Annotated in this window: 16 protein-coding genes and 1 pseudogene; 11 read left to right on the forward strand and 6 right to left on the reverse strand. The window is 59.2% G+C overall.

Going from position 1 to position 21,590, the window contains the following annotated elements; translation table 11 throughout:
* Positions 1-116 precede the first annotated feature (116 nt).
* The 3 genes from ACY8D3_RS08100 to ACY8D3_RS08110 all read left to right on the forward strand — a co-directional run bounded on the left by ACY8D3_RS08100 (position 117) and on the right by ACY8D3_RS08110 (position 3,765).
* Complete coding sequence (locus tag ACY8D3_RS08100) at positions 117-602, forward strand: universal stress protein (RefSeq protein ID WP_462383190.1); 486 nt, start codon at positions 117-119, stop codon at positions 600-602.
* A 111-nt stretch (positions 603-713) separates the two neighbouring features.
* Complete coding sequence (gene cysB, locus ACY8D3_RS08105) at positions 714-1,688, forward strand: HTH-type transcriptional regulator CysB (RefSeq protein WP_462383192.1); 975 nt, start codon at positions 714-716, stop codon at positions 1,686-1,688.
* Between the two features lie 133 nt (positions 1,689-1,821).
* Positions 1,822-3,765, forward strand: a complete 1,944-nt coding sequence (locus ACY8D3_RS08110; RefSeq protein ID WP_462383194.1) for a sensor domain-containing diguanylate cyclase — start codon at positions 1,822-1,824, stop codon at positions 3,763-3,765.
* Between the two features lie 38 nt (positions 3,766-3,803).
* On the opposite strand, the gene ACY8D3_RS08115 is transcribed toward ACY8D3_RS08110, so the two are convergent.
* The 4 genes from ACY8D3_RS08115 to rloB form a co-directional block, all read right to left on the reverse strand.
* A complete protein-coding gene (locus tag ACY8D3_RS08115) occupies positions 3,804-4,424 on the reverse strand; it encodes a phosphoadenosine phosphosulfate reductase domain-containing protein (RefSeq protein WP_462383195.1) in 621 nt (206 codons plus the stop codon).
* A 77-nt stretch (positions 4,425-4,501) separates the two neighbouring features.
* Positions 4,502-5,842 carry an aminodeoxychorismate synthase component I gene (pabB, locus tag ACY8D3_RS08120; protein WP_462383197.1) on the reverse strand — a complete coding sequence of 447 codons (1,341 nt, stop codon included), beginning with the start codon at positions 5,840-5,842 and terminating at the stop codon, positions 4,502-4,504.
* Positions 5,843-5,877: 35 nt separating this feature from the next.
* Positions 5,878-6,864, reverse strand: coding sequence for an alpha-L-glutamate ligase-like protein (locus tag ACY8D3_RS08125; RefSeq protein WP_462383199.1), 987 nt, complete (start codon positions 6,862-6,864; stop codon positions 5,878-5,880).
* Between the two features lie 8 nt (positions 6,865-6,872).
* Positions 6,873-8,396: an osmotic stress tolerance membrane protein RloB gene (gene rloB, locus ACY8D3_RS08130; protein ID WP_462383201.1), complete on the reverse strand. Its 1,524-nt coding sequence runs from the start codon at positions 8,394-8,396 to the stop codon at positions 6,873-6,875.
* A 218-nt stretch (positions 8,397-8,614) separates the two neighbouring features.
* Here rloB and ACY8D3_RS08135 point away from each other — a divergent pair, with 218 nt between their 5' ends.
* The 6 genes and pseudogenes from ACY8D3_RS08135 (at position 8,615) to prpD (ending at position 16,883) form a co-directional block, all read left to right on the forward strand.
* The gene (locus ACY8D3_RS08135; RefSeq protein WP_462383203.1) at positions 8,615-9,328 is read left to right on the forward strand and encodes a GntR family transcriptional regulator; all 714 of its coding nucleotides are present in this window, start codon (positions 8,615-8,617) and stop codon (positions 9,326-9,328) included.
* Positions 9,325-10,218: a methylisocitrate lyase gene (prpB, locus tag ACY8D3_RS08140; protein WP_462383205.1), complete on the forward strand. Its 894-nt coding sequence runs from the start codon at positions 9,325-9,327 to the stop codon at positions 10,216-10,218. The genes ACY8D3_RS08135 and prpB overlap by 4 nt, the downstream gene beginning before the upstream one ends.
* A 58-nt stretch (positions 10,219-10,276) precedes the next feature.
* A complete protein-coding gene (gene prpC / locus ACY8D3_RS08145; RefSeq protein WP_462383207.1) occupies positions 10,277-11,404 on the forward strand; it encodes a bifunctional 2-methylcitrate synthase/citrate synthase in 1,128 nt (375 codons plus the stop codon).
* 137 nt (positions 11,405-11,541) lie between these two features.
* The gene (gene acnD / locus ACY8D3_RS08150) at positions 11,542-14,145 is read left to right on the forward strand and encodes a Fe/S-dependent 2-methylisocitrate dehydratase AcnD (protein ID WP_462383209.1); all 2,604 of its coding nucleotides are present in this window, start codon (positions 11,542-11,544) and stop codon (positions 14,143-14,145) included.
* A gap of 33 nt (positions 14,146-14,178) precedes the next feature.
* A complete protein-coding gene (prpF, locus tag ACY8D3_RS08155; RefSeq protein WP_462384297.1) occupies positions 14,179-15,366 on the forward strand; it encodes a 2-methylaconitate cis-trans isomerase PrpF in 1,188 nt (395 codons plus the stop codon).
* Positions 15,367-15,397: 31 nt separating this feature from the next.
* Positions 15,398-16,883 (forward strand): annotated as a pseudogene (gene prpD, locus ACY8D3_RS08160) (2-methylcitrate dehydratase).
* A gap of 34 nt (positions 16,884-16,917) precedes the next feature.
* On the opposite strand, the gene ACY8D3_RS08165 reads toward prpD, so the two are convergent.
* Both ACY8D3_RS08165 and ppsR read right to left on the reverse strand, forming a co-directional pair.
* On the reverse strand, positions 16,918-17,562 hold the full coding sequence (locus ACY8D3_RS08165) for a LysE family translocator (RefSeq protein ID WP_462383211.1): 645 nt from the start codon (positions 17,560-17,562) through the stop codon (positions 16,918-16,920).
* 17 nt (positions 17,563-17,579) lie between these two features.
* Positions 17,580-18,398, reverse strand: a complete 819-nt coding sequence (gene ppsR, locus ACY8D3_RS08170) for a posphoenolpyruvate synthetase regulatory kinase/phosphorylase PpsR (RefSeq protein WP_462383213.1) — start codon at positions 18,396-18,398, stop codon at positions 17,580-17,582.
* Between the two features lie 259 nt (positions 18,399-18,657).
* On the opposite strand from ppsR, the gene ppsA reads away from it, so the two are divergent.
* Positions 18,658-21,033 carry a phosphoenolpyruvate synthase gene (gene ppsA, locus ACY8D3_RS08175; RefSeq protein ID WP_462383215.1) on the forward strand — a complete coding sequence of 792 codons (2,376 nt, stop codon included), beginning with the start codon at positions 18,658-18,660 and terminating at the stop codon, positions 21,031-21,033.
* A gap of 60 nt (positions 21,034-21,093) precedes the next feature.
* A complete protein-coding gene (gene rraA / locus ACY8D3_RS08180) occupies positions 21,094-21,582 on the forward strand; it encodes a ribonuclease E activity regulator RraA (protein ID WP_462383216.1) in 489 nt (162 codons plus the stop codon).
* Positions 21,583-21,590 lie beyond the last annotated feature (8 nt).

A 21,590-nucleotide genomic window follows, 5' to 3' on the forward strand; every position in this document is an offset into this window, starting at 1 on the left:
CGCTGGGTATCGACGGCAGGTTTTCTCGCACTGTATCCATGGATCGGCATAGGTGTGCCGGTCTGCTAAGCTGATTCAACCGAGGCCCCGCCGTATCGGCTGTCGAGGAGGCCGCTTTGATCCGATCGATACTGTATGCCACTGATCTTGGACTGTATGCACCTTATGTAGTGCAGCATGCGTTGACCCTCGCTCGGACGTTCAAGGCTGAGCTTTACGTTGTCCACGCCGTGGAGCCCATCGGGGTGCTTGCAGACTCGCTTCTTCAAACATACCTTGAGCCCGCCCAATTAAAAGCACTCCGCGAGCAAGGCCTCCAGTCAGTCCTGCTGAATATCGAGAAGCGTGTATTGGAGTGTTTCAAGGAAGAGTTGGATGACGGTCATCAGGATCTTGGCTTCATCAAAACGGTACGTGCCCTAATGGGCGATCCGCCGGATGTCATCCTCAAGGAGGCGAGCGCTTTGAATGTTGATCTGATCGTAATCGGCACCCGCAGCCATGGAGCAGAAGAGAATGCGCCAATAGGGCGCACGGCTCAGCGGCTACTGCAAGTGTCCAGGGTGCCGGTCTATGCAGTTCCGCTGCTGCAGCATCACTGACACGGCAACTAAAGCCAATCGTCATATTTCGAAAAGACGCAGATCCTTGGACGTATGACGACGATTTGGTTATAAAGCATATTTGTGCTTGCGCCTTTCGAGGATTATCGAATGAAGCTCCAGCAATTGCGCTACATCTGGGAAGTGGCGCACCACGATCTGAACGTGTCGGCTACCGCTCAAAGCCTCTATACCTCTCAACCGGGTATCAGCAAACAGATCCGTTTGCTGGAAGATGAGTTGGGCGTTGAGGTGTTTGCGCGCAGTGGTAAGCATCTGACCCGTGTCACTCCCGCAGGTGAACGCATCATTCAAACGGCGGGGGAGATCCTTCGCAAGTGCGAGAGCATCAAGCAGATAGGCCAGGAATTCTCCAACGAGAAGAAAGGGACCCTGACCATCGCGACGACGCATACCCAGGCGAGGTACGCGTTGCCGCCTGTTATCAGCGCGTTCATCAAGCGCTATCCGGACGTGTCGCTTCATATGCATCAGGGGAGTCCTACCCAGATCGCTGAGATGGCCGCTGATGGATCGGCTGATTTCGCCATCGCGACCGAGGGGCTGGAGCTGTTTGGGGACCTGATCATGATGCCCTGCTACCGTTGGAACCGCTGCGTCATCGTGCCGAAGGGGCACCCTCTGGCGGACGCTTCCAAACTGACGCTAGAGATGTTGGCCGAACAGCCGTTGGTAACGTATGTCTTTGGCTTTACAGGGCGCTCCAAACTGGATGAGGCGTTTCATCGTAATGGGCTGCAACCCAAGGTCGTATTCACAGCTGCAGACGCAGACGTCATCAAGACCTACGTTCGTCTCGGCCTGGGCGTCGGAATCGTCGCGCACATGGCCGTGGACGAAGCGAATGACAAGGATCTGGTCGTACTAGACGCGAGCGAGCTGTTCGAATCCAGTGTCACGAAGATCGGCTTTCGTCGTGGCACATTCCTACGTGGGTTCATGTGCGACTTTATCGGTACGTTCGCACCTCATCTGGACAGGGAAATGATCGCCAAGGCAGTTCAATGCCATGGACGCGGCGAGATCGATGACCTCTTCGCTGACGTCGACTTGCCTACCTATTGAAGCCAGCAGTCCCGTTCTACCTTCAAGATGAACAATAACCCGTAGCCGACGGGGCCGATTCAATCTTTGCTCGACACTGCCGTTATAACTTGGGTAGGCGCTGTTTGCCTGCGTGCCTGCCTGAGTTACACGCATGACGAAACGATATTCCAGCATCGCACTACGCATTTACCTCACTACCTTCGCATTAGGCCTCATGCTGCTGGCAGGCAATGGTTATGCGCGCGAAACCCAACGCGACGTGCTCGTCCTCGGCGGTACCGATCGATCTACGCGACTCGATGCAGCGGGCTATGCCGAGTATTTGCTCGCACCAATTGACGAGCCCTTCGCGGCGATAGCGGCCATGCCCGCTTCCGATTGGAGAAGCGCGCCTGGCGGCATATTGAGTTTGGGATATCAGCCAGAGGGGGCATGGATCCGACTTCGAGTCAGCAACCGAGGTCAGGAAGACCATGATTGGCTGTTGACGGTGGACTTGGCCACATTGGAGCGCATGGAAGTGCGCCTGTATGACCCCACGAGTGGCGCATGGTCGTTGTCTCAGTTGGCAGGAAATGCCGTGCGCTCAGATCACCAGCCCATGGACGGCCGCTATCCCGCATTCAGGTTAGCCGTTCCGGCAGGGCAAACCCGTATCGTCTACGCGCACGCGACCAGCTTCGACCATCTCAATCTACCGATCTCGGTCGTCACAGAGGGGACCTGGCTTCGAGACGAGGCCAGGGTCATCCCGCTCCTGACCGCGTTCTTTGGCGCCATGTGCGCCATGCTCATCTATAACGGCTCGTTATGGGCATTTACCCGCGACCGTTCGTACGCCTGGTATTGCCTCTATCTCGCTTGCTCGATCGGCTACACCATGACCATGACGGGGCTGGGTAGCCAATACCTGTGGGGAGACATGCCGGCGGTAGCGTCCCGGATCCTACCGTTGAGCGTATGCACGAGCTTCGCTGCTGCGGGGCTGTTCATCAGGGCTTTCCTCAACCTCGAAAAGCGAGGCGGCGTACTGCTTACAATGAGCAGCCTACTGATTGGCTATTGGGTCGTTGCATCGACCATAGTGGCGATGGCGCCTTCGCTTTTTCCACGGCTGGGCATCTATCAGGCCGGTTTCATCAGCTGTCTCGCCGCGTTTGGTACGGCCATCCGACTCTGGCAGGAGGGCAACACATCGGCCCGATATTTCACTATTGGGTGGTCGCTGCTTTATGTGAGTACGGGCTATCTCACGCTTGCGCTGGCAGGGTTCGTCAGCATGTCACCGTTGCCTGTGCATCTGCAGCTCTTTGGCTTTACTGTCGAGTTTCTGGTGCTGTCCATAGGCCTGGCGCAGCGTATTAACCGAGAGCGTGCTGCACGGCTTCGGGCGCAGAGGGAGGCGCTTTTTGCCAGCGAGCAGCTAGGCCTTGAGCGACTAGCCGTCTTGCGCGCCGAGCAAGACGCAAATATTCGATTGGAACAGCGTGTGCAGGAGCGCACCCGGGCGCTCAATGCATCGAACCAGGCGTTGGCCGCAGCCAACGCGATGCTGTCCGATCTCAGCCAGCGCGACGCGCTCACCGGCTTGTTCAATCGTCGCCACTTCGATGCGATGTTCGACGCCGCCGTGTCTGCCGCATCGGACACTTCTCATATCAGCGTGGCCTTGCTGGACATCGATCACTTCAAGCGCGTCAATGACACCTACGGCCATACGGTTGGAGACTACTGCATCGTCTCGGTTGCAGACGTATTGAGACGTTATACGCAGCGTTCTGGTGAATGTGCCGCGAGGTTCGGGGGCGAAGAGTTCATCTTGATGTTCAACAATCTGACCGAGTCGGCGCTTCGTTCGACGTGCGAACGGATCCGACGTGAGATCGAGGCTCTGCAGATCGATGCCGATGGCGCGGCGGTCCGATTTACTGTGAGTATTGGCGCAATTTGCGCGCGTCCGGCACCCATGATTCCGCGGGAACGCTATTCGCGAAGTGCGGATGAAGCGCTTTATCGTGCGAAGGCAGAGGGGCGAAACAGAGTATGCATGGCGGTCGCGCTGTGCGAAGAGGCGGCCGCCACAAGGCAAGTATGATCGAGCCGGTACCATACGGCGTCGGCCCGGATCATTGGTCAATGGCTCAGGTGGAGCCCACACTCGCGGTTCTCTTCGCCCTTCGTAGGGTCGAAGTAGTCGAAGTTGTTCGGAAGATCGTGTTTGACGAGGTACTCGTAAAGATCTTTCGAGGTCCAGTGGAGTAGGGGGGCAACCTTGATCAGTCCGTCCGGATTCACACTCACCGGGTCCATCTGGGCGCGCACGGCCGTATCAGTAGCGCGAAGAGCCGTGAACCAGACCTCCGGCGCCTTTTCACGCAATGCGCGTGCGAACGGCTCGAGTTTCACTTCTTCGGTAAACGCAGCATGACGGGGATCGTCAAGTGCGGGGACCGTACCCTCGACCGCTTCTCGATGGGCACGAGAACGTTTTGGTAGATAGATCTCCAGATTAAGATCCAGCTTCTTGCTGACTTCATCGGCGAAACGGTAGGTCGCTTCCGTGTTGTATCCGCTATCCATCCAGACGACAGGCACATCCGGCTTGACGCGGGTAACCATGTGCAGAATAACAGCTTCGAATGGGCGGAAGTTCGTGGTGCAGATGGCCGATTTACCCAGGCCAAGCGCCCACTCGACGAGTTTTTCAGCATCTTTGCCTAGCTCTGCATTGATGCGTTGCAGGTCAAGCGTCATGGGTAGCTCCTGATAGCGGCTCGGAAGGGCGACGATGGTATCAGCGGCCAAGGCAGCGAGCTACCCGACGAGGCGACTCAAGGCGCGTTGAGCGTATCGAGCAATAGGCGGACCTTGGTGATGGATTCCTCGTATTCGGCCTGCCAGTCCGAGTCAGCAACGATGCCGCCACCTCCCCAGCAATGGATCTGGCCCGACCAGGCCAATAGCGTGCGAATCGTGATCGAGCTATCCATTCGGCCGTTTACATCGATATAGAGAACGCTACCGCAGTAAGGGCCACGCCGCGTTGGCTCGAGTTCGTCGATGATTTCCATCGCGCGGATCTTCGGTGCGCCCGTGATTGAACCGCCCGGGAAGCTGCCTGCCAGCAGATCGAATACGTCACGGCCCGCGGCCAGTTCGCCTTCCACGCTGCTCACGAGGTGATGGACGTTCGGGTAGGTCTCCAAGGCAAACAGCTGGGGGACGTTGACTGAGCCGGCCGTACAGCTGCGCCCCAGATCGTTCCTCAAGAGGTCGACGATCATGAGATTTTCGGCGCGGTCCTTGGGGCTGGTAAGCAGATCTTCACTATTGAGCCTGTCGTCATCGGGGTTCGTCCCACGAGGGCGCGTCCCTTTGATTGGCCGCGTCTCGACATGGCGGCCGTTCAAAGACAGGAATCGTTCCGGCGAGTGGCTGAGTATCGCCTGATTCGATTCGAGCGAGACGTAGGCTGAAAACGGTGTGGGGCATACCGCTCGCAATCGACGGTAGGCGTGCCAGGGATCTCCTTCGTAGCACCCCGTGAATCGCTGCGCGTAGTTGACCTGATAACAGTCGCCTGCCGTGATGTAGGTGTGGATGCGCTCGATGGCGCTGCGGTAGGTGGCGGCGTCGATATCTGCGCGAAACGCTGACTGCAGTCTGAATGCTTCAGTCGGATGATGACTGTTCCGTAGAACGGTAAGTACGGCTTCACGCCGGGATGAGGGCGCTGATGGGTGGAAGACGACGACCGTGCGGCGCTCGACATGATCAGTGACGAGCGCCCAGTCATAGAGGCCTATCCGGGCATCCGGCAGGCCCAGGTCGTTCTCGGCATGTGTTGGCAGTTGTTCGAGACGGCGCCCGAAGTCATAGCTCAGGTAGCCGATGAGCCCGCCGCAAAAGGGAAGCTCGAGGCCCTCCGGAGAATCGCTCTTTCCCATGGCCGCGAGGGCCTCGCGGAGTTCGCCGAAGAATGCATCGCCGCCTTGGGCATCGCTCGCATGAAAGATCTTCAGCGGCCACGCGCTGGCAATGTCGTATCGACCACGGTTGGCCACAGGCCGGCCGGAATCCAAAAGGACGGCACCAGGCGCCGTGCGGAAACGCACAAAGCGTTCGGACGGGTCAGCCTGGTAATCAAGCGTGACGACGGTGCAAAAGGCCATGGTGTCGCTCTCGAAGGTGGCAGCAGTGTAGCGGGCTATCCGGCCGACGCCCCAGTTGTTCCGAAGTGCTGTTGCGCAAAGGCGACACGCGTTTCCACGGCCTCGGTTGAGCCTTGTTTTGCCAGCTCATCCAGATGGGCCTCTACCGCATGGGTGCGCCGCGTAAGGCCGCAATCGTTGGCGATCTGGATGTTCAACCCTGGCCTGGCATTGAGTTCGAGTATCAGCGGGCCCTTATCCTGGTCGAGGACCATGTCTACGCCAATGTAACCCAGTCCACATAGCTCGTAGCAGCTTGCGGCAAGCCGCATGAAACCGTTCCAATCCGGAAGCTGTACGCCTGATACCGGGTTTCCAGTGTCGGGGTGCTTATCGATGCGGTCATTGAGCCAGGAGCCCTTGAGTGTCAGCCCAGTTGGCAAGTCAACCCCGACGCCGATCGCGCCCTGGTGAAGGTTGGCCTTGCCATGCGACTGGCGCGTCGGTAGCCGCAGCATGCCCATGACCGGATAGCCCATGAGGACAATGATACGAATGTCCGGTACACCTTCGTAGCTGATGCTCTTGAAGATCGGGTCGGGGGTGACACGGTATTCAATGAGCGCCCTGTCGCGATGACCGCCAAGCGAGTAAAGCCCTGTCAGAATGCTAGAGATCTGGTGCTCGAGGTCCTCGTGGCTCAATAGCTTGCCGGACACCGTTTTGTAGCGGCCTTCAAAACGGTCGGCGATCACGACGATGCCGTCTCCGCCAGCACCCTGCGCCGGCTTGATGACGAAGGCATTTCGCGCGCCAATGATCTCGTCCAGGCGGTCGATCTGCTTTTCCGTTTCGATGATGCCGTACAGCTCAGGCACCTGGATGCCTGCGTCTATAGCGCGCTGTTTCGTGATGATCTTGTCGTCGACAATAGGGTACAGGTGGCGGCGGTTGTACTTGAGCACATAGTCCGCATTACGCCGGTTGATTCCCATGATCCCTTTGGCTTCGAGGGCCTTCCAGGTCTTCCATAGTCCGAACATGGCCAGCGTCAGTCCTTGAGGAACGTCTTGAAGCGGAACAGTTCGGTCAGACGGTAACCGCGGTAGCGGCCCATCGCGAGCATGAATCCGACCAGTACCAGCAGCACGCCAGGGAACGTAAACACGAAATACGTCAGCTCGGGAATATTCATCACCACATGCGCCAGCGCTGCAGCGATGAGCGTCCCAACCGCGACCTTCATCGCATGACCGCCGCCGCGCTCTTCCCAGGTTATCGACAGTCGCTCGATCGTCATGGTCAGGATTACCATCGGGAACAGCGCAACCGAAAGGCCTCGCTCAAGGCCCAGTTTGTGGCTGAGCAGGCTGATCGCTGCGATGAGTACAACCACGAAGGTCAGCACGACCGAAAGCCGCGGCAGCATCTGCAGTTTCAGGTGCTCAAGATATGAACGTAATGACAGACCGAAGGCGGTGATCAGCGTAAACAGAATGATGCCGAAGCCGAGCTGCGTCTCGCGGAAGGCAAGCGCGATCAATACCGGCGTGAAGGTCCCGAGGGTTTGCAGGCCGCCCAGGTTGCGCAAAATCAGGATGATCAGGACGCCGATCGGGATCATGATCATGATCTGGTAGGTCTGCTGCGTCGATAGCGGTAACCCGTACAGCGAATATTCAAGGAACGATGCGCTGGTGTTCTGATCCGTAAGCTGAGCAAGTCGGATCGCATTGATCTCGCTCTTATCGAGCGTGAACGTCACGGCTGCGCGGCGACCGCCTTCGACTTTGAGCAAGGTGTCATCACCCGTCCACCAGACCAGCCGGTCCCTTGGAAGGCCCTGTTCGCCTGTCTGCGGATTGAAGTAGAGCCAGCGCTTGCCGTTGAAGCTGCGCAACCACAGTTCCGGCGTCTGCAGACTCTCGTCAAGCCTAAGCGTATGCACCCGCTCCATCGGAACATGGGCGATGGAAAGGAGCAGGTCAACGGCATCGGCCTTGCGGGCAACCGACGGGTCGCCACCAAGCAAAAGGCGCGCATTGTCGTCGTTCGTATTGTTTACCCGCTTGATGGCTTCGCTCACGAACGTTTCGATATCGGCGGAATGCTGCCGAATCGGCGCCAGCAGTGCGTCGGCCGCGATCTTCTCCGCGCCTTCAACCGGGAGGCTTTCCCGATAAACCGGCCCTTTCTCTTCGTTCTGTTCGTTACCGAAACGCTGGGTAAGTACCAGCCGGTAATAGAGCGTCTGGTTACCGGAGGCGCGCCGCGCAGACCATGTCACCCGCCGATTGCCGTCGACACGATTGACGCTCACGCCGTAGTTATTGGAGATAAAACTCTCATTCAGGCTGACGTAGCCCTGGTTCAGTGGCGGTACATACATCTGTACCTTGACCGGCCCGCTGGACGCGGCTTGGAATTCTACCTTGGCGTCGATATTCCAGAGGTTATCTGTCTCGCTGGCCCTGACCGGAATGTCGAGGACGAAGATTTGATACGCGGTGACCAGGATTCCAAGGCTGACTAACGCAGCGATCAGAATCCGCAAATGCAGGGTTATGGAGCGCATGGGCTGATGGTTGGACCTCTTCGACACTGCTAGACCGGACGCTTTCGAGGCGCCAGCCCCAAAAAAGCGCGCGGATTCTAACATGGACGCCTTTGCTTCGCCGCGGCAGCCGTGTCAGACACTGTTACCAGACGATTGTCGACAATTGGCGTTACTGCCTTGCCAATGAGCCGTCCGAAGCGTAGTTTTCTCTCGAAAAAAGAAGCGGAGTGTCGACAATGCCTGCCGGTGAAGAGCTGGTCTTCGATGAACTGGGAACTCGATCGGAGCACGTATTTCGACGTATTCAGTCCGCTATTGTCACAGGCGAGATCAAACCTGGAAGCAAGATCTCAGAACCTGAGCTTGCGCGGACCTACGGCATCAGCCGGGGGCCACTCAGAGAAGCCATCCACCGCTTGGAAGGCCAACGCCTATTAGTGCGTGTTCCGCATGTGGGCGCTCGGGTCGTCTCGCTGAGCCATGCCGAGCTCGTCGAGCTTTACCAGATCCGCGAATCGCTTGAAGGCATGGCGTGCCGGCTCGCGGCAGAGCGGATGTCCGTCGCGGACATCGATGCGCTCCGCCAGGTGCTCGATACACATGAGCGCGATTCGGCGTTCCAGGCTGGCCTGGGTTATTACCAGCAGGAAGGTGACTACGATTTTCACTATCGGATCATCCAGGGCAGCGGCAACCAAATGCTGGCGCGGCTGCTTTGCGATGAGCTGTACCAGTTGGTGCGCATGTACCGAATCCAGTATTCCTCGACCCCCAATCGGCCTCGCATGGCGTTCGCCGAGCATCATCGAATACTGGATGCCATCGCCGACCGTGACGGCGAACTCGCCGAGTTGCTGATGCGTCGGCATATCGGCGCATCCAGACGAAACATCGAGCAGCATCATTTGAGCCCAATCACCGAACACACAACGACAAGAGGTGAAGCATGACACTGCCTTCAGCAGGCCAGCGTTTCCGCGAGGCGGTTGCCGCCGAACGCCCTTTGCAAGTAGTCGGCGCGATCAACGCCAATCATGCGCTGCTGGCCCAGCGCGCCGGTTTCAAGGCTATCTATCTGTCCGGTGGTGGTGTGGCTGCCGGCTCGCTGGGTTTGCCGGACCTGGGTATTTCCAACCTGGACGATGTGCTGACGGACGTTCGGCGCATTACCGATGTGTGCGATCTGCCGTTGTTGGTCGATGTCGATACCGGGTTCGGCTCGTCGGCGTTCAACGTCGCGCGTACCGTACGATCCATGGAGAAGTTCGGCGCGGCGGCCATCCACATCGAGGACCAGGTAGGTGCGAAGCGGTGTGGCCATCGACCAAACAAGGAAATCGTCAGTCAGCAGGAAATGGTGGACCGTATCAAGGCGGCGGTCGACGCGCGTCATGATGATAGTTTCGTAATCATGGCCCGCACCGACGCCCTGGCGGTAGAGGGCCTCGAAGCTGCCATCGATCGTGCGCGCGCCTGTGTCGAGGCAGGCGCCGACATGATCTTTCCCGAAGCCATGACCGAGCTGGGCATGTACCGGCAGTTCGTAGCGGCTGTGAAGGTGCCGGTCCTGGCGAACATCACCGAGTTCGGCTCGACCCCGCTCTACACGACGGAAGAATTGGCGGGTGCCGATGTATCGCTCGTGCTGTATCCGCTGTCCGCATTCCGGGCAATGAACAAGGCCGCTGAAAACGTCTATACCGCGATAAGGCGCGATGGCACGCAGAAGAACGTTGTCGAGACCATGCAGACGCGCGCCGAGCTCTACGACCGTATCGATTACCACCGCTACGAGCAGCACCTCGATGAGTTGTTCGCCAGCGGGGCGAAGATCAGATAACAAGCGGCGCGACCGCGAACGCATCCGTACAAAAACAAGTTCAAGACAGGAGAGCGAAATGGCAGAAGCAAAAGCACTCGGCGGCGCAGGTCTCAGGGGCCAGGTCGCAGGGCAGACGGCCCTTTGTACCGTAGGCAAGACAGGCTCCGGGCTCGCCTACCGCGGATATGATGTCAAGGCGCTCGCTGAGGGGGCCTGCTTTGAGGAGGTGGCGCATCTGCTGCTCTATGGCACGCTGCCGAACAAGAGCGAGCTTGCGGCTTATCAGAAGAAGCTTCAGGGCTTGCGCGACCTGCCGCAGCGGCTGAAGGAAGTGCTCGAGCGGGTACCCAAGAATACCCACCCAATGGACGTAATGCGTACCGGTTGCTCCATGTTGGGCACCCTTGAGCCGGAAGCGAGCTTCGAACAGCAACGCGACGTCACTGACCGGTTGCTTGCTGCGTTCCCCGCCGTCCTGCTGTATTGGTACCGCTACTCGCACCATGGCGTGCGCATTGATTGTCGCAGCAACGAGCTGACGACTGGCGGGCACTTCCTTGCGCTGCTGCACGGCAAGAAGCCCAGCGAGCTGCATGTACGGGTCATGAATGTCTCCCTCATCCTCTACGCCGAGCACGAATTCAACGCGTCGACGTTTACCGCGCGCGTGTGCGCATCAACGCTGTCGGATCTCTATTCCTGCATCACGGCGGCGATCGGCTCGCTGCGCGGCCCGCTTCATGGCGGTGCCAACGAAGCGGCGATGGCGCTTATTGAGCGTTTCTCCACGCCGGAAGAAGCGCGAACCGAATTGCTGGCGATGCTTGAGCGCAAAGAGAAGGTGATGGGCTTCGGCCACGCCGTTTACCGGGAGTCCGACCCACGCAACGAAGTGATCAAGGACTGGGCTAGGAAGCTGGCCGAAGAAGTTGGCGACACCGTGCTATTCCCGGTTTCGGAAATCATCGACCGCACCATGTGGGAAGAAAAGAGGCTGTTCCCGAATGCGGACTTCTATCACGCCTCTGCCTACCATTTCATGGGTATCCCGACCTCGCTCTTCACGCCCATCTTCGTATGCTCACGACTGACCGGCTGGGCTGCGCACGTTTATGAGCAGCGGGCGAACAACCGGATCATTCGCCCCAGCGCTGAATACACCGGGCCCGAGCCGCAAACGTTTGTGCCTATCGAGCAGCGCTGATGAGTTCGTGACTCCTTCCGTACAGAACCGGGTCGGGGGACTTATAGCGCCCCGTACCCGAGTACGATCCAGACACCAGGGGGGGCAATCTCCCCTGGTCGTTGCCTACGAAGCCTTCGAACAATGGGCTAACCGTGATGAATAAAACGTTTCGCAAACCCTTGCCCGGCGCCGGGCTCGATTATTTCGATGCCCGCGAGGCAGTCGATGCCCTGCGGCCGGGCGCGTATGCCGGGCTTCCCTATACATCGCGCGTGCTGGCGGAGAATCTCGTTCGCCGCTGCGCGCCCGAGAGGCTCGATGGGGCGTTGCTCCAGCTCATTGACCGCCGCCGTGATAGCGACTTTCCCTGGTACCCGGCACGCGTGGTCTGCCATGACATCCTCGGGCAGACCGCGCTGGTCGATCTCGCGGGCTTGCGCGATGCAATCGCGGAGAAGGGTGGGGATCCGGCGAAGGTCAATCCGGTGGTGCCCACCCAGCTAATCGTCGATCACTCGCTTGCCGTCGAATGCGGCGGCTATGATCCGGAGGCCTTCGACAAGAACCGTGTAATAGAAGACAGGCGCAACGAAGACCGCTTTCATTTCATCGAATGGACGCGCAAGGCGTTCAAGAACGTCGATGTGATACCGCCAGGCAACGGCATCATGCATCAGATCAATCTCGAAAAGATGTCACCTGTCGTCGCTGTAGAGAGCGGCGTCGCGTTCCCGGACACTTGTGTCGGCACCGATAGCCATACGCCGCACGTGGATGCACTGGGTGTCATTGCAATCGGTGTAGGCGGACTTGAGGCAGAAAGCGTCATGCTTGGGCGAGCATCCTGGATGCGTCTGCCAGATATCGTCGGCGTCGAACTCACCGGCCGGCCTTCGCCGGGGATCACCGCTACGGACATCGTGCTGGCGATGACCGAGTACCTTCGGCAGGAACGCGTCGTGGGCGCTTACCTGGAATTCTTCGGCGAGGGTGCCTCTGCGTTGACCCTGGGCGACCGCGCGACGATCTCGAACATGACGCCTGAGTTCGGTGCGACAGCGGCCATGTTCTACATTGATGAACAGACCATCGACTACCTGACGTTAACGGGACGGGAGCCGGAGCAGGTCGCATTGGTTGAACAGTACGCTCGCACCACCGGGCTATGGGCGGATGCGCTCGCAGGTGCCCGATATGAGCGCACGTTGCGTTTCGACCTGTCGGCTGTCGTCCGCAACATGGCCGGGCCGTCCAACCCCCACCGCCGGCTTCCGACGGCTGCGTTGGCCGAGCGTGGCATTGCAGGCGCATGGGAAGATGTACCGGGTCAGTTGCCGGATGGCGCCATTGTGATTGCCGCCATCACCAGTTGCACGAACACCAGCAACCCTCGCAACGTCATCGCTGCAGGTCTGCTGGCACGCAAGGCCAACGCGCTGGGCCTGAGCCGAAAGCCATGGGTAAAAACATCGCTTGCACCGGGCTCGCGAGCGGTCGAACTCTACTTGCAAGAGGCCGGCTTGCTGACCGAGCTCGAACGGCTCGGCTTCGGTATCGTCGCTTTCGCCTGTACAACCTGTAACGGCATGAGCGGAGCGCTTGATCCGGCCATTCAGCAGGAGATCATCGACCGCGACCTGTATGCGACAGCCGTATTGTCTGGCAACCGCAACTTCGACGGCCGAATCCATCCTTACGCCAAGCAGGCGTTCCTCGCATCGCCGCCCCTTGTGGTCGCCTATGCGCTCGCCGGAACCATCCGTTTCGATATCGAAAAGGACGTGCTCGGCGTTGTGGATGGGCGTGAGATCCGCTTGAAGGACCTGTGGCCATCCGACGAAGAAATCGACGAAATGGTGGCTGCCTGCGTCAAGCCTGAGCAGTTCAGAAAGGTGTACTTCCCAATGTTCGCCGAGCGTGACAAGGGCGAAGCAGTCGGGCCGCTCTATGACTGGCGCCCCCAGAGCACCTACATTCGCCGGCCTCCGTATTGGGAGGGCGCGCTGGCCGGCGAGCGGACGCTTCGTGGCATGCGTCCGCTGGCGGTGCTGCCGGACAACATTACGACCGACCACCTTTCACCTTCGAATGCGATCCTCGCTGACAGCGCTGCCGGTGAGTATTTGACGCGCATGGGGCTGCCCGAGGAGGACTTCAATTCCTACGCCACGCACCGGGGCGATCATCTCACCGCCCAGCGCGCAACGTTCGCCAATCCCAAGTTGTTCAACGAAATGGTACGGGACGAAAAGGGCGATGTGCGCCAGGGATCGCTTGCCCGCATCGAGCCGGAGGGCAAGGTCACCCGGATGTGGGAGGCGATCGAAACCTACATGAATCGCAGGCAGCCCCTGATCATCATCGCGGGCGCCGACTATGGACAGGGTTCCTCGAGGGACTGGGCTGCGAAAGGGGTGCGGTTGGCCGGCGTGGAGGCGATCGTCGCCGAAGGGTTTGAGCGTATTCATCGCACCAACCTGATCGGCATGGGCGTTCTACCGCTGCAATTCGAGGACGGCGTGACGCGCCATACGCTGGCAATCGATGGGGCCGAGACCTATGACGTCGTCGGCGAACGCACTCCAGGAGCCGTGCTTTCGCTGGTCATCAATCGGCGTGACGGTTCGTCCGTCGAGGTGCCGGTGATTTGCCGCCTGGATACGGCGGAAGAAGTCTCGATTTATGAAGCCGGTGGCGTCCTGCAACGCTTCGCGCAGGACTTCCTCGAGTCGACGGGCGCTGCGCAGAAACGCGCCTGAAACTCGACCATGAATGACCACAAGGAGCTGACCATGGCTCACGCACCACAAATCAAGGTCGCTGCGACCTACATGCGCGGCGGTACCAGCAAAGGGGTTTTCTTCAGGCTCTCCGACCTGCCCGAACGCGCACAGACGCCCGGTGCAGCACGGGATGCCTTTCTCCTTCGCGTCATTGGGAGCCCCGACCCGTATGGCAAGCATACGGACGGTATGGGCGGCGGCACATCGAGCACCAGCAAGGCTGTTATTTTGGGTCGCAGTGATCGGGCTGATCATGATGTCGACTATCTATTCGGGCAGGTCTCGATCGATACGCCCTTCGTGGACTGGAGCGGTAATTGCGGGAATCTGTCGGCAGCCGTAGGCGGCTTCGCCATCGCGTCCGGGCTCGTAGACTCGGCGCGTGTGCCCAGAGATGGACTGTGTACGGTCAGGATCTGGCAGGCCAACATCGGCAAGACCATTATCGCGCACGTGCCTATGGCGGAAGGGCAGGTTCAGGAGACAGGCGATTTCGAACTCGATGGTGTCACGTTCCCAGCCGCTGAGGTGAGGCTCGAGTTTCTCGACCCTGCTGACGAGGGTGAAGGCGAGGGCGGTGCGCTGTTTCCCACCGGCAATCTCGTTGACGACCTGGAGGTTCCGGATGTCGGCACACTGGAGGCGACCCTCATCAACGCAGGCATTCCCACCATTTTCATCCGTGCAGAAGATGTCGGCTTTGACGGCACCGAACTGCAAAGCGCCGTGAATAACGATCCAAAACTACTCGCCATGTTCGAGCGTATTCGTGCGCACGGCGCCGTACGGATGGGCCTGATTCGAACCGCCGATGAGGCTGCCAGACGACAGCACACGCCCAAGGTTGCCTTTGTCGGCCCGGCACGCCGCTATCAGGCATCCAGTGGGCGTGCTGTCGAGGCTGAGGAGGTAGACCTTCTCGTGCGCGCGCTTTCGATGGGCAAGCTGCATCACGCCATGATGGGTACGGCCGCCGTCGCGATCGGCGCGGCAGCTGCAATCCCCGGCACCCTGGTAAGTCAGATTGCGGGTGGCGCGCGCGACACGGTTCGATTCGGCCATCCGTCCGGCACCCTGAGAGTCGGCGCCGAGGCCATCTGTGAAAACGGCAATTGGCGCGTGACCAAAGCTGCCATGAGCCGCAGCGCGCGCGTTTTGATAGAAGGGTCGGTACGCGTACCAGGTGATGCGTTCTAAGCGCGGAAAAAAAGAAGAGAAGGGAACTGTGATGAGTAGCAATGTCGATCTGAATCAACGTCCGGCCTATGATGACGTCCTCCAGGCGGTTGCAGACTACGTGATGGGCTTTAAGCCCACTTCGGATGAAGCGCTGGACACTGCGCGGTACTGCCTGATGGATGCGCTAGGGTGCGGCATGCTCTCGTTGCGCTTCCCGGAATGCGTCAAGCATCTGGGGCCCATCGTTGAAGGCACTGTCGTGCCGCTCGGCGCTCGGGTTCCAGGCACGTCGTTACGACTCGATCCGGTGAAAGCAGCCTGGGACATTGGCTGCATCATTCGTTGGCTCGACTACAACGACACCTGGTTGGCGGCCGAATGGGGCCACCCTTCCGACAACCTCGCCTGTATCCTGGCGATCACCGATCATCTTTCGCAGAAGCGTGTCGTGGCCGGGGAAGCGCCATTCACGATGCGTACCGTTCTGCACGCGATGATCATGGCCCATGAGATTCAGGGCATATTTGCCCTGGAAAATGCATTCAATCGCGTCGGGCTGGATCACGTCGTGCTGGTCAAGCTTGCCTCGACGGCCGTCTCGGCCTGGCTGATGGGCGCCACCCGTGAACAGCTGTTATCGGCACTGTCGCATGTCTTTGCGGATGGACAAGCGCTTCGTACCTACCGCCCATGCTCCTAATGCGGGATCGCGCAAATCCTGGGCAGCTGGGGACGCGTCGAGTCGGGGCGTGCGCCTCGCCGACATGGCGATCAAGGGCGAGATGGGCATCCCGGGGGTGCTGACGGCACCTCAATGGGGGTTCTATGACGTATCGTTCAGCCATACGAACCGTGATCTGGCAACCAAGCCCGAGAACGCCCGGGCGTTTAGCTTGCCGCAAGCCTTCGGCAGCTACGTCATGGAGAACGTGCTGTTCAAGATTCGTTTTCCGGCTGAATTCCATGCGCAGACAGCCTGCGAGGCGGCCGTCATCCTTCATCCCCAGGCTCACGGGCGTGTGGACGACATAGACCGGATCGTGATCACGACCCACGAGTCGGCGATTCGCATCATTTCGAAGGTCGGTCCGATGGCCAATTCAGCCGACCGGGATCACTGTTTGCAATACATGGTCGCGGTGCCGCTGCTTTTCGGAGACTTGAAGGCAGAGCATTACGAGGACGCGTTCCACGATGCGCATCCGTTAATCGATCGGTTACGGGACAAGATGGAAGTCGTTGAGGATCCGCGCTACAGCCGCGAATACCTGGAGGCGGATAAACGCTCGATTGCAAACGCCGTGCAGATCTTCTTCAAGGATGGCAGCCAGACGGACCAGATCGCTATCGAATATCCGGTTGGCCATCGCCGCCGTCGCGCGGACGGTATTCCCTTGTTGAAGGCGAAATTCCGGGCCAATGTGGCGACCCGGTTCATTGCGTCGCGATGCGACGTCATCGAGGCCGCCTTTGAGGACAGGCAACGTCTTGAAGCCATGCCGGTGCACCGTTTCATGGATCTCTGGGTGATCTAACAAACGCTACGGAAACCCGCGCCGGTCGGCTTGCTTATCGATGCGTAGCGGTAAGCAGAAGGCCTCCGGCGCCCGCAAAGAATGCACCGGTGGCCTTATTGAGGCGGATCGCGCCGCGAGTGGTTCTAACCCAGCGGCGGATTTGTAGGCCAAACAGCGCATACACGAACGATGCTGCGTATTCCGCAAGCAGGTAAATGGCGCCGAGATAGACGAATTGCTCTGTCGTCGGCTGGCCCGGCTTTATGAATTGCGGGAATACGGCCGCGAACAGCAGGATTGCTTTCGGATTGCGGATACCAACCCAGAACTCCTGCAGCACTAATTTTCGGTAGGGCGCGCGTGCCTGCATCTCAGCCCGTGGCGGGCCGTCCTCCAGATCCAGACCGCAAAATACGCGGCTGCGCCAGCTCCGGATTCCAAGGTAGATGAGGTATCCGGCGCCGATCCACTTGATCGCGGTAAAGGCGGTTTCCGACGCCAGCAGCATGGCCCCAAGGCCGATGGCTGAGATGGCAAGAAAGAACGTGTAGGCCACCGCGCGCCCCGTCGTCCCAATGACTGCTGCCCTCACGCCATGGCGTATGCCGTGGTTGAGCGCACAAAAATTGTTGGAGCCGGGTGATAATGCAATGAGCACTGCCACGGGCGCGAACAGGACCGCATCCATCAAGGTCATCAAACCGCTCCGAGCCGTTATTTGAGTCGACGCTCGACCCCTTTTTCAACGAGGATCTTCGCGGATATCTCTTCGACAGAAAAATGCGTGGTATCGATATAGGCGATATTTTCGCGCTTGAACAGCAGTTCGACCTCCCGCACTTCGAAGTCGCATTGGTCGAAGCTTGCGTAGCGGCTGTTGGCGCGGCGTTCGTGTCGAATCGCGGCCAGACGCTCGGGGTCGATCGTCAGTCCAAACAGCTTGTGTCGGTACGTTTTCAGGGCGGCCGGCAATTGAAGACGCTCCATGTCCTCTTCGGTGAGCGGGTAGTTCGCTGCACGAATTCCGTATTGCATCGCCATGTACAGGCAGGTGGGCGTTTTTCCGCACCGTGACACGCCCACGAGGATGACATCGGCCTTGTCGTAGTGCTGGGTGCGAGCCCCGTCGTCGTTGTCCAGCGCAAAGTTCACGGCCTCGATGCGTTGCATGTAGTTCGCACCCTGGCCAATCGAATGTGACTTGCCAACCGAGTATGACGAGCTCGAAGACAGCTCATGTTCAAGCGGCGCGAGGAACGTCGAGAAGATATCGATCATGAAGCCGTTCGACTGCGCAAGGACGTCTCGTATCTCCTGATTCACTATCGTATCGAAGATGATCGGCCGTGCGCCGTCGCTTTCGGCCGCCGCATTGATCTGCTGGACCATTGCGCGAGCTTTTTCGATGGAATCGGTATAAGGCCGAGTCAGCTTATTGAACGTAATGTTCTCGAACTGGGCGAGCAGGCTCTGACCAAGGGTCTCTGCCGTGATGCCGGTGCCATCAGAGATGAAGAAGGCGGTTCTTTTCATAAGGGGAGCTCGATGCGGCCTCAGTTGTTTGCTCATCATAAGGCTCGGAGCGACGGTTCGTTAGACGCCTGCGACAAAAAAGGTAGTTGTGATTCGTTCGCACTACATAAGGTGTGACAGGCGGTGAACATTTGCGGCTATGATGAGTCGGAGATGTGTCTCGCGCCCGGGTCTCGACAGTTTCGAGCGAAACGAACGAGTCCGTCGGTGCTTGACGAACCAACAAAGGACAGCGGTTCAACCTATTGGAGAAATCACCTTGGTAGAGTACGTCGTTTCCCTCGATCAGCTCGGCAATCATGATGTTGAGCGTGTAGGGGGCAAGAACGCCTCGCTGGGCGAGATGATCAGCAACCTGGCAGGCGCGGGTGTCTCGGTACCAGGTGGTTTCGCTACCACCGCGCAGGCCTATCGGGATTTCCTGGAGCAGAGCGGTCTGAACGATCGTATCCATGCGGCCCTCGATACGCTTGACGTGGATGATGTGAACGCCCTGGCGCGCACCGGCGCACAGATCCGCCAATGGGTCATGGATGCTGAGTTTCCGGCCCAGCTGGACACGGACATCCGCGCGGCATTCGCCGACATGGCGGCTGGCAACGAGAACATGGCCGTTGCTGTGCGTTCCTCGGCGACGGCCGAAGACCTTCCGGATGCATCCTTTGCTGGGCAGCAGGAAACCTTCCTGAATATTCGCGGCGTGGATAACGTGATCCGTGCGGCGAAAGAGGTGTTTGCCTCGCTTTTCAACGACCGCGCAATCGCCTACCGGGTACACCAGGGCTTCGATCACAAGCTGGTCGCGCTATCGGCTGGCGTTCAGCGAATGGTTCGCTCGGAAACCGGTACGGCAGGGGTCATGTTCACCCTCGATACCGAGTCTGGCTTCCGTGACGTGGTATTCATCACAGGCGCCTATGGCCTCGGCGAGACGGTCGTACAGGGCGCAGTCAACCCGGACGAGTTCTACGTCCACAAGCCCACGTTAGAAGCGGGACGCCCCGCTATCCTGCGTCGCAATCTGGGCAGCAAGGCCATCAAGATGGTCTATGGCGAAGAGGGCAAGGCGGGCAAGTCGGTCAAGACTGTCGATGTGGACAAGGCGGATCGTGCACGCTTCGCCCTGACGGATGAGGAGGTCCAGAATCTCGCGCGCCAGGCCGTGATCATCGAGCAGCACTATGGCCGCCCGATGGACATCGAGTGGGCCAAGGACGGTGATGATGGCCAGCTTTACATCGTTCAGGCACGCCCTGAAACCGTCAAGAGCCGCTCGAACGCGACTGTCATGGAACGCTACCTGCTGAAGGAAAAGGGCAAGGTACTTGTAGAAGGTCGGGCGATTGGCCAGCGCATCGGCGCCGGCAGCGTGCGTGTGATCAAGGACGTATCGGAAATGGACAAGGTCCGCCCGGGCGATGTCCTTGTCTCCGATATGACCGACCCGGATTGGGAGCCGGTCATGAAGCGCGCCAGTGCGATCGTCACCAACCGCGGTGGCCGTACCTGCCACGCGGCAATCATCGCCCGTGAACTTGGGATCCCGGCGGTCGTCGGTTGCGGTAACGCAACGCAACTGCTGCAGGATGGCCAACGCGTCACCGTTTCATGCGCCGAAGGTGATACAGGCTTTATTTTCGAGGGTGAACTGGGTTTCGACATTCGCACCAACTCCATCGATGCGATGCCGGAGCTGCCGTTCAAGATCATGATGAATGTCGGCAATCCCGATCGGGCGTTCGACTTCTGCCAGCTGCCCAACGAGGGTGTGGGTCTGGCGCGCCTCGAATTCATCATCAATCGCATGATTGGCGTGCACCCCAAGGCGCTGCTCAACTATGGCGGGCTGCCTACCGATGTGAAGGAAAGCGTCGACAAGCGGATCGCTGGCTATGACAGTCCGGTCGATTTTTATGTCGAGAAGCTCGTTGAGGGTGTAAGTACACTCGCCGCGGCGTTCTGGCCCAAGAAAGTCATCGTTCGGCTGTCCGATTTCAAGTCGAACGAATATGCCAACCTCATCGGCGGCAAGCTTTACGAGCCTGAGGAAGAGAACCCCATGCTGGGCTTCCGCGGCGCTTCACGGTACATCAGTGAGTCGTTCCGCGATTGCTTCGAGCTCGAGTGCCGGGCGATGAAGAAAGTCCGCGAGGTGATGGGCCTTACCAACGTAGAGCTGATGGTGCCGTTCGTACGCACACTGGGTGAGGCCTCGCAGGTCATAGACATCCTCGGTCAGTTTGGTCTCAAGCGCGGCGAGAACGGCCTCAAGGTCATCATGATGTGCGAGCTGCCGTCCAATGCGCTGCTGGCCGACGAATTCCTCGAATACTTCGATGGCTTCTCCATCGGCTCGAACGACATGACCCAGCTTACGCTCGGCCTCGACCGAGACTCTGGGTTGATCGCGCACCTGTTTGACGAGCGCAACCCTGCTGTCAAGAAGTTGCTTGCCAGTGCGATTGCAGCCTGCAACAAAGCCGGCAAGTACATTGGTATTTGTGGCCAGGGCCCATCCGATCACCCGGACCTGGCGAAGTGGCTGATGCAGCAGGGCATCGAAAGCGTATCGCTCAATCCGGATTCCGTATTGGAGACCTGGTTCTTCCTGGCAGACGAGAAAGTCGCGTCGTAGTGCCGCGCCCCGGCCTCGTCCGTGTTTGGTGCGGGCGAGGCCATCTAGAGGAGATTACCGATGCACTATGTCACCCCAGATCTGTGTGATGCATATCCGGACCAGATCCGCGTCGTGGAACCTATGTTTGCCAACTTCGGCGGTCGCGTTTCCTTCGGCGGTCAGATCGTCACCATCAAATGCTTCGAGGACAACTCTTTCGTCAAGGAGCAGGTCGAGAAAGCGGGTGATGGAAAGGTTCTGGTCGTTGACGGCGGCGGTTCGCTGCGCTGTGCGCTCCTCGGCGACATGCTTGCCGAGAAGGCGGCTCGCAATGGATGGGAAGGCTTGGTGATCTACGGATGTGTTCGTGACGTCGATGTGCTGGCGCAGACGGAAGTAGGTGTCCAGGCATTGGCAAGCCATCCCATGAAGTCGAACAAGCGCGGGGTAGGCGAGCTGGACCTCGTCGTTACCTTCGGGGGTGTCACCTTCCGGCCTGGCGAGTATGTCTACGCCGACAACAACGGCATTATCGTTTCGCCTCACGCGCTGCAGATGCCCGCCTGACCCCATGG

This window comes from Pseudomonas sp. Marseille-QA0892 (assembly GCF_054950135.1).

What these genes read in the sequence shown, in the direction of transcription:
- cysB (WP_462383192.1), top strand. Translation starts at nt 714, where the DNA reads ATGAAGCTCCAGCAATTGCGCTACATCTGGGAAGTGGCGCACCACGAT.
- ACY8D3_RS08110 (WP_462383194.1), top strand. Translation starts at nt 1,822, where the DNA reads ATGACGAAACGATATTCCAGCATCGCACTACGCATTTACCTCACTACC.
- ACY8D3_RS08115 (WP_462383195.1), bottom strand. Translation starts at nt 4,424, where the DNA reads ATGACGCTTGACCTGCAACGCATCAATGCAGAGCTAGGCAAAGATGCT.
- pabB (WP_462383197.1), bottom strand. Translation starts at nt 5,842, where the DNA reads ATGGCCTTTTGCACCGTCGTCACGCTTGATTACCAGGCTGACCCGTCC.
- ACY8D3_RS08125 (WP_462383199.1), bottom strand. Translation starts at nt 6,864, where the DNA reads ATGTTCGGACTATGGAAGACCTGGAAGGCCCTCGAAGCCAAAGGGATC.
- rloB (WP_462383201.1), bottom strand. Translation starts at nt 8,396, where the DNA reads ATGCGCTCCATAACCCTGCATTTGCGGATTCTGATCGCTGCGTTAGTC.
- ACY8D3_RS08135 (WP_462383203.1), top strand. Translation starts at nt 8,615, where the DNA reads ATGCCTGCCGGTGAAGAGCTGGTCTTCGATGAACTGGGAACTCGATCG.
- prpB (WP_462383205.1), top strand. Translation starts at nt 9,325, where the DNA reads ATGACACTGCCTTCAGCAGGCCAGCGTTTCCGCGAGGCGGTTGCCGCC.
- prpC (WP_462383207.1), top strand. Translation starts at nt 10,277, where the DNA reads ATGGCAGAAGCAAAAGCACTCGGCGGCGCAGGTCTCAGGGGCCAGGTC.
- acnD (WP_462383209.1), top strand. Translation starts at nt 11,542, where the DNA reads ATGAATAAAACGTTTCGCAAACCCTTGCCCGGCGCCGGGCTCGATTAT.
- prpF (WP_462384297.1), top strand. Translation starts at nt 14,179, where the DNA reads ATGGCTCACGCACCACAAATCAAGGTCGCTGCGACCTACATGCGCGGC.
- ACY8D3_RS08165 (WP_462383211.1), bottom strand. Translation starts at nt 17,562, where the DNA reads ATGACCTTGATGGATGCGGTCCTGTTCGCGCCCGTGGCAGTGCTCATT.
- ppsR (WP_462383213.1), bottom strand. Translation starts at nt 18,398, where the DNA reads ATGAAAAGAACCGCCTTCTTCATCTCTGATGGCACCGGCATCACGGCA.
- rraA (WP_462383216.1), top strand. Translation starts at nt 21,094, where the DNA reads ATGCACTATGTCACCCCAGATCTGTGTGATGCATATCCGGACCAGATC.